Origin of the sequence: Streptomyces ipomoeae 91-03 (assembly GCF_000317595.1) — a bacterium.
In the GTDB taxonomy this organism is placed as follows: Bacteria; Actinomycetota; Actinomycetes; order Streptomycetales; family Streptomycetaceae; genus Streptomyces; species Streptomyces ipomoeae.
Genome location: NZ_AEJC01000679.1, coordinates 1 through 5,320 on the forward strand (window position 1 = coordinate 1; position 5,320 = coordinate 5,320).

Genomic DNA, 5,320 nt, shown 5'->3' on the forward strand with positions numbered 1-5,320 from the left:
TACTCGGCGGGGCCCGCGCCCGGGGGGCCCGGCACCGCGGTCGTCGTCGGTCACCGGGACACCAGGACGGGGCCCGCCGTCTTCGCCGCACTGGAGATGATCAAGCCCGGCCGCATCGTGGAGGTCCGGCGTGCCGACGGCCGTATCGCCGTCTACACCGTGGACGCCGTGCGGACGTACGAGAAGTCCCGCTTCCCCGACGAGGTGGTGTACGGCCTCCGCAACCGCCCCGAACTGCGCCTGATCACCTGCGGCGGCACGTACGACCGCAGGAAGGGCTACGCGAGCAACGTGGTCGTGTTCGCCCACCTCACGGCGACCCGGGGGCCGCGAGCGGAAGGCCGGTGACCCGGGGCCCGAGGGCCGAGGTCCGCGACCCGGGAGCGGGCCTCAGGGTGCCCGCGCGCACGGCGTGAACCCGCGCGCCGGATACGGCAACTACGCTCCCGCGAGCACCGGGGGCGTACGGGCGCACGTGTGGCCCGGTCCCGGCGCGGCTCACGGCGGAGGGGACGGCGATCCCGTTAGAGGTGGAGCCATGAACTCGACCCTCACCTCGACCTCGCACCTCACCCGTACCCGGGTCGCCCTCGCGGCAGCCGCCTGTCTGCTCGCCGTCGGCGCCCCGACCGCGTACGCCACGCTCGCCGACGACGTCCCCACCGGTTCCGTGGTCGCGCCGGCGCGCGGGACGCCGTACGTCGAGACCCGGCTCCTCTTCGGCACGGAGCGGCCCGACGGTGGGCCGGCCGTCACCGACGAGCAGTTCAGGGACTTCGTCGACAAGGAGGTCACACCGGGCTTCCCGAACGGGCTGACCGTGCGGGAGGGGCGCGGACAGTGGCGGGACGCGAACGGGGCCGTCGAGAAGGAGCGGTCGTACGAGCTGATCCTGCTGTATCCGGTGGTGGACGCGGAGGCGAGCGACCGGAAGATCGAGGAGATCCGCGGCGACTATCGGAAGGCGTTCGCGCAGGAGTCGGTGGCCAGGGTGGACGACCGCAAGCGGGTCGACTTCTGACACCGACCGGCGCGCGGGCACCTTCTGCTCTCCTGAGACTCTGGTGCCAGAAAACTATCAGGGCTAGTTTTTGGTGCGGAGCACACGGTCCGTTCGGGAGGCGGCAGCATGAAGGCACACGACGGCATGTACATCGACGGGGCCTGGCGGCCCGCCGTCGGCACCGGCACGATCGAGGTCGTGAACCCGGCGGACGAGCAGGTCATCGGCCACGTCCCGGCGGGCACCGCCGAGGACGTCGACGCGGCCGTACGCGCCGCCCGTGCCGCCCTCCCCGGCTGGGCGGCGACACCGCCCGCCGAGCGCGGCGCGGTCATCGGCGCCCTGCGCGACGCGCTCGCCGCACGCCGGGAGGAGATCGCCGAGACCGTGACGGCGGAGCTCGGCTCGCCGCTGCCGTTCTCCCAGAAGGTGCACGCGGACCTGCCGGTCAAGGTCGCCGGTTCCTACGCCGAACTGGCCGCGACGCACGCCTTCGAGGAGAAGGTCGGCAACTCGACCGTGTACTACGAGCCCATCGGCGTCGTCGGCGCGATCACCCCCTGGAACTACCCGCTGCACCAGATCGTCGCCAAGGTCGCCCCGGCGCTCGCCGCGGGCTGCACGGTCGTCCTGAAGCCCGCCGAGGACACCCCGCTCGTCGCCCAGCTCTTCGCCGAGGCCGTGGACGAGGCGGGCGTTCCCGCCGGGGTGTTCAACCTGGTCACCGGTCTCGGCCCGGTCGCCGGGCAGGCGCTCGCCGAGCACGACGGAGTCGACCTGGTCTCCTTCACCGGCTCCACGGCGGTCGGCCGGAGCATCGCCGCGACCGCGGGCGCCGCCGTCAAGAAGGTGGCCCTGGAACTCGGCGGCAAGTCCGCGAACGTCATCCTCCCGAGCGCCGACCTCGCCAAGGCGGTGAACGTCGGCGTCGCCAACGTCATGTCCAACTCCGGCCAGACGTGCAGCGCCTGGACCCGCATGCTGGTCCACACCTCCCAGTACGAGCAGGCCGTCGAACTGGCCGCCGAGGCCGCCGCGAAGTACGGCGAACGCCTCGGCCCGCTGGTGAGCGCCAAGCAGCGGGACCGGGTGCGCGGTTACATCGAGAAGGGCGTCGCGGAGGGCGCCCGGCTGATCGCCGGTGGCCCCGAAGCCCCGCGCGAGCAGGGCTATTTCGTCGCGCCGACGGTCTTCGCCGACGTGGCACCCGACATGACCATCGCGCAGGAGGAGATCTTCGGCCCGGTCCTGTCGATCCTTCGCTACGAGGACGAGGAGGACGCCCTGCGGATCGCCAACGGCACGGTCTACGGGCTGGCCGGCGCCGTCTGGGCCGGCGACGACGCCGAGGCGGTGGCCTTCGCCCGCCGCATGGACACCGGCCAGGTCGACATCAACGGCGGCCGGTTCAACCCGCTCGCCCCCTTCGGCGGCTACAAGCAGTCGGGCGTGGGCCGTGAACTCGGCACCCATGGCCTGGCCGAGTACCTGCAGACGAAGTCCCTTCAGTTCTAGGGGAGGTTCCGTACGGGTCCTCGGAGCCAGTTCCCTGCGAGTCACACGGTCACACGCGTCACACACTCACAGTCGCACGCGTCACGCGTCACACGCGTCACACGCGTCACAGAGCCGCACGAGTCATACGAGCCCCAGGAGAGTCGTCCCGCCATGGCTGTTCGCGCCGCCGTACTGCCCGCCATCGGTGCCCCGCTGGAGATCGCCGAGATCGAGCTGCCGGAACCCGGTCCCGGGCAGGTCCGGGTCCGGCTCGCCGCGGCCGGGGTGTGCCATTCCGACCTGTCCCTGTCCGACGGGACCATGCGGGTGCCGGTGCCCGCGGTGCTCGGCCATGAGGGCGCGGGCACGGTCGTGTCCGTCGGTGAGGGGGTCACGCATGTCTCGCCCGGCGACGGTGTCGTCCTCAACTGGGCGCCGTCGTGCGGAAGTTGCCACGCCTGCTCGCTGGGGGAGGTGTGGCTGTGCGCGAAGGCGCTGCTCGGGTCCGCCGATGTGTACGCCCGCACGGCGGACGGCCGGGAGCTATACCCCGGCCTGAACGTCGCCGCGTTCGCCGAGGAGACCGTCGTCCGGGCGTCGTGCGTCCTGCCCGCGCCCGAGGGCATCCCCCTCACGGACGCGGCCCTGCTCGGCTGCGCCGTCCTCACCGGCTACGGCGCCGTCCACAACTCCGCCCGCGTACGGGAGGGCGAGACCGTCGCCGTCTTCGGTGTGGGCGGGGTGGGCCTGGCGACCCTCCAGGCCGCCCGGATCGCGGGCGCCTCGACGATCGTCGCCGTGGACGTCTCCCCGGAGAAGGAGGAGCTGGCCCGCGCGGCCGGCGCCACGGAGTACGTCGTCGCCTCCGAGAACACCGCCCGCGAGATCCGCGCCCTCACCGGCAAGCAGGGCGTCGATGTCGCCGTGGAGTGCGTGGGCCGCGCGGTCACCATCCGCACGGCCTGGGAAGCCACCCGGCGCGGCGGTCGCACCACCGTCGTCGGCATCGGTGGCAAGGACCAGCAGGTCACCTTCAACGCCCTGGAACTCTTCCACTGGGGCCGCACCCTCTCCGGCTGTGTCTACGGCAACTCCGACCCGGCCCGCGACCTGCCGGTCCTCGCCGACCACATCCGCGCCGGACGCCTCGACCTCGGCGCGCTGGTCACCGAACACATCGCCCTGGAGGGCATCCCCGCCGCCTTCGACAACATGCTGGCGGGCAAGGGCGGCCGGGCACTGGTGGTGTTCTAGGCGAGGCACGGGGAGCCGCGTGCCCGCACGCGGCCCGGGAATGGACACGTGTAACCAGCACGTGAATCCGTTCGCCCCAGACCGTTGACGCCATACCGTCCGGTCAGTACGTTCCCCGGAACGTCCCCGCACCCATCGGGAGTGTGCACCTATGGACACCGCTCCTTCCCCCTCTCGTCCCCAGGGCCACCGCAAGGTGGCCACCGCCGCGGCGCTCGCCTCGGCCGTGGAGTGGTACGACTACTTCGTCTTCGGCATAGCCGCGGCCCTCGTCCTCGGCGATCTCTACTTCCCCGCGGGCAGCGCCTCCGCCGGAGTCCTCGCCGCGTTCGCCACCTTCGCCGTCGGCTTCCTGGCCCGCCCGCTCGGCGGCATCGTCGCCGGTCACCTCGGCGACAAGCGCGGCCGCAAGCCGATGCTGGTCCTGGCGCTCACCCTGATGGGCCTGGCCACCACCGGCATCGGCCTCCTCCCCACGTACGAGACGATCGGGATCGCCGCTCCGATCCTGCTCGTCCTGCTCCGCGTCGCCCAGGGTGTCGCCGTCGGCGCCCAGTGGGGCGGCGCGATGCTGCTGGCCACCGAGTACGCCCCCGAGGGCAAGCGCGGGGTGTACGGCAGCTTCGTCCAACTCGGCGTCCCCATCGGGGTGGTGAGCGCCAACTCGGTGTTCCTCGTCGTGGGCGCGGCCACCAGCGAGAGCGCGTTCGCGGCCTGGGGCTGGCGTGTGCCGTTCCTGGTCGGACTGTTCGTGCTCGGGCTCGCCTGGTACATCCACCGCCATGTCGAGGAGACCCCCGAATTCCGGGCCGCCGAACGGGCGTTGGCGGAACAGGAGAAGGGTGAGCGGAGCTCCCCGCTCCGGACCATCCTGCGCGGCCACCTCGGCACGGTGTTCCTCGCCGGCGGTTCCTTCGCCGTCAACACCGCGACCTTCTACATTCTCATCACCGGCATCCTCGACTACACGACCCGCGAACTCGGCATGAAGCGCGAGGCCGTCCTCACCGTCTCCCTCTGCATCAGCCTCACCCAACTCGTGCTGATCCCCGCCGCCGCGGCCCTCTCCGACCGTGTCGGCCGCATCCGGATCTACGCGTTCGGCGCGGCCGGCATCGCCGTGTGGGCCGTACCGCTGTTCCTGCTCATCGACACCGGCTCGCTGCTGTGGCTGGTGGTCGCCACGTTCGTCGCGGGCTGCTTCCTGAGCATCATGTACGGGCCCCAGGCCGCCCTGTTCGCCGAACTGTTCACCCCCGAGATGCGGTACACGGGTGCCTCGCTCGGCTACCAGATCGCGGCGGTGTTCGGCGGTGGCCTCGCCCCGTTCCTGATGGTCCTGCTCCTGGAGGCGACCGGCACATCCATGGCCGTCTCCGCGTACATCATCGGCCTGTCGGTGATCGCCCTCCTGTCGATCAAGGTCCTTGCCGGCAGGGCGAGTTCACGGGAGGCGGAGCAGGTGGGTCGGCAGGAGGGCCAGCCGGTGAGCTGACCGCCGACCACGCAGCCGGGGCAGCTGCCACCCGGCCGTCCCGGCTGCGGGCAGTCGTGCCGCTGGGGCGA

5 protein-coding genes are annotated in these 5,320 nt (G+C 72.0%); all 5 read left to right on the forward strand.

What is annotated here, in order from left to right:
* Positions 1 to 348: sortase domain-containing protein (locus STRIP9103_RS44630; protein ID WP_048822331.1), on the forward strand; the 348-nt coding region annotated here is incomplete at its 5' end.
* Between the two features lie 190 nt (positions 349 to 538).
* Positions 539 to 1,021 (forward strand): DUF3574 domain-containing protein, encoded by a 483-nt coding sequence (locus STRIP9103_RS44635; protein WP_009343721.1) that lies wholly within the window; start codon positions 539 to 541, stop codon positions 1,019 to 1,021.
* Between the two features lie 108 nt (positions 1,022 to 1,129).
* Positions 1,130 to 2,518 carry an aldehyde dehydrogenase family protein gene (locus STRIP9103_RS44640; protein WP_009343717.1) on the forward strand — a complete coding sequence of 463 codons (1,389 nt, stop codon included), beginning with the start codon at positions 1,130 to 1,132 and terminating at the stop codon, positions 2,516 to 2,518.
* Between the two features lie 153 nt (positions 2,519 to 2,671).
* Complete coding sequence (locus STRIP9103_RS44645; protein WP_009343719.1) at positions 2,672 to 3,754, forward strand: Zn-dependent alcohol dehydrogenase; 1,083 nt, start codon at positions 2,672 to 2,674, stop codon at positions 3,752 to 3,754.
* A 151-nt stretch (positions 3,755 to 3,905) separates the two neighbouring features.
* The gene (locus tag STRIP9103_RS44650; protein ID WP_009343723.1) at positions 3,906 to 5,249 is read left to right on the forward strand and encodes an MFS transporter; all 1,344 of its coding nucleotides are present in this window, start codon (positions 3,906 to 3,908) and stop codon (positions 5,247 to 5,249) included.
* The last annotated feature ends 71 nt before the right edge of the window (positions 5,250 to 5,320 follow it).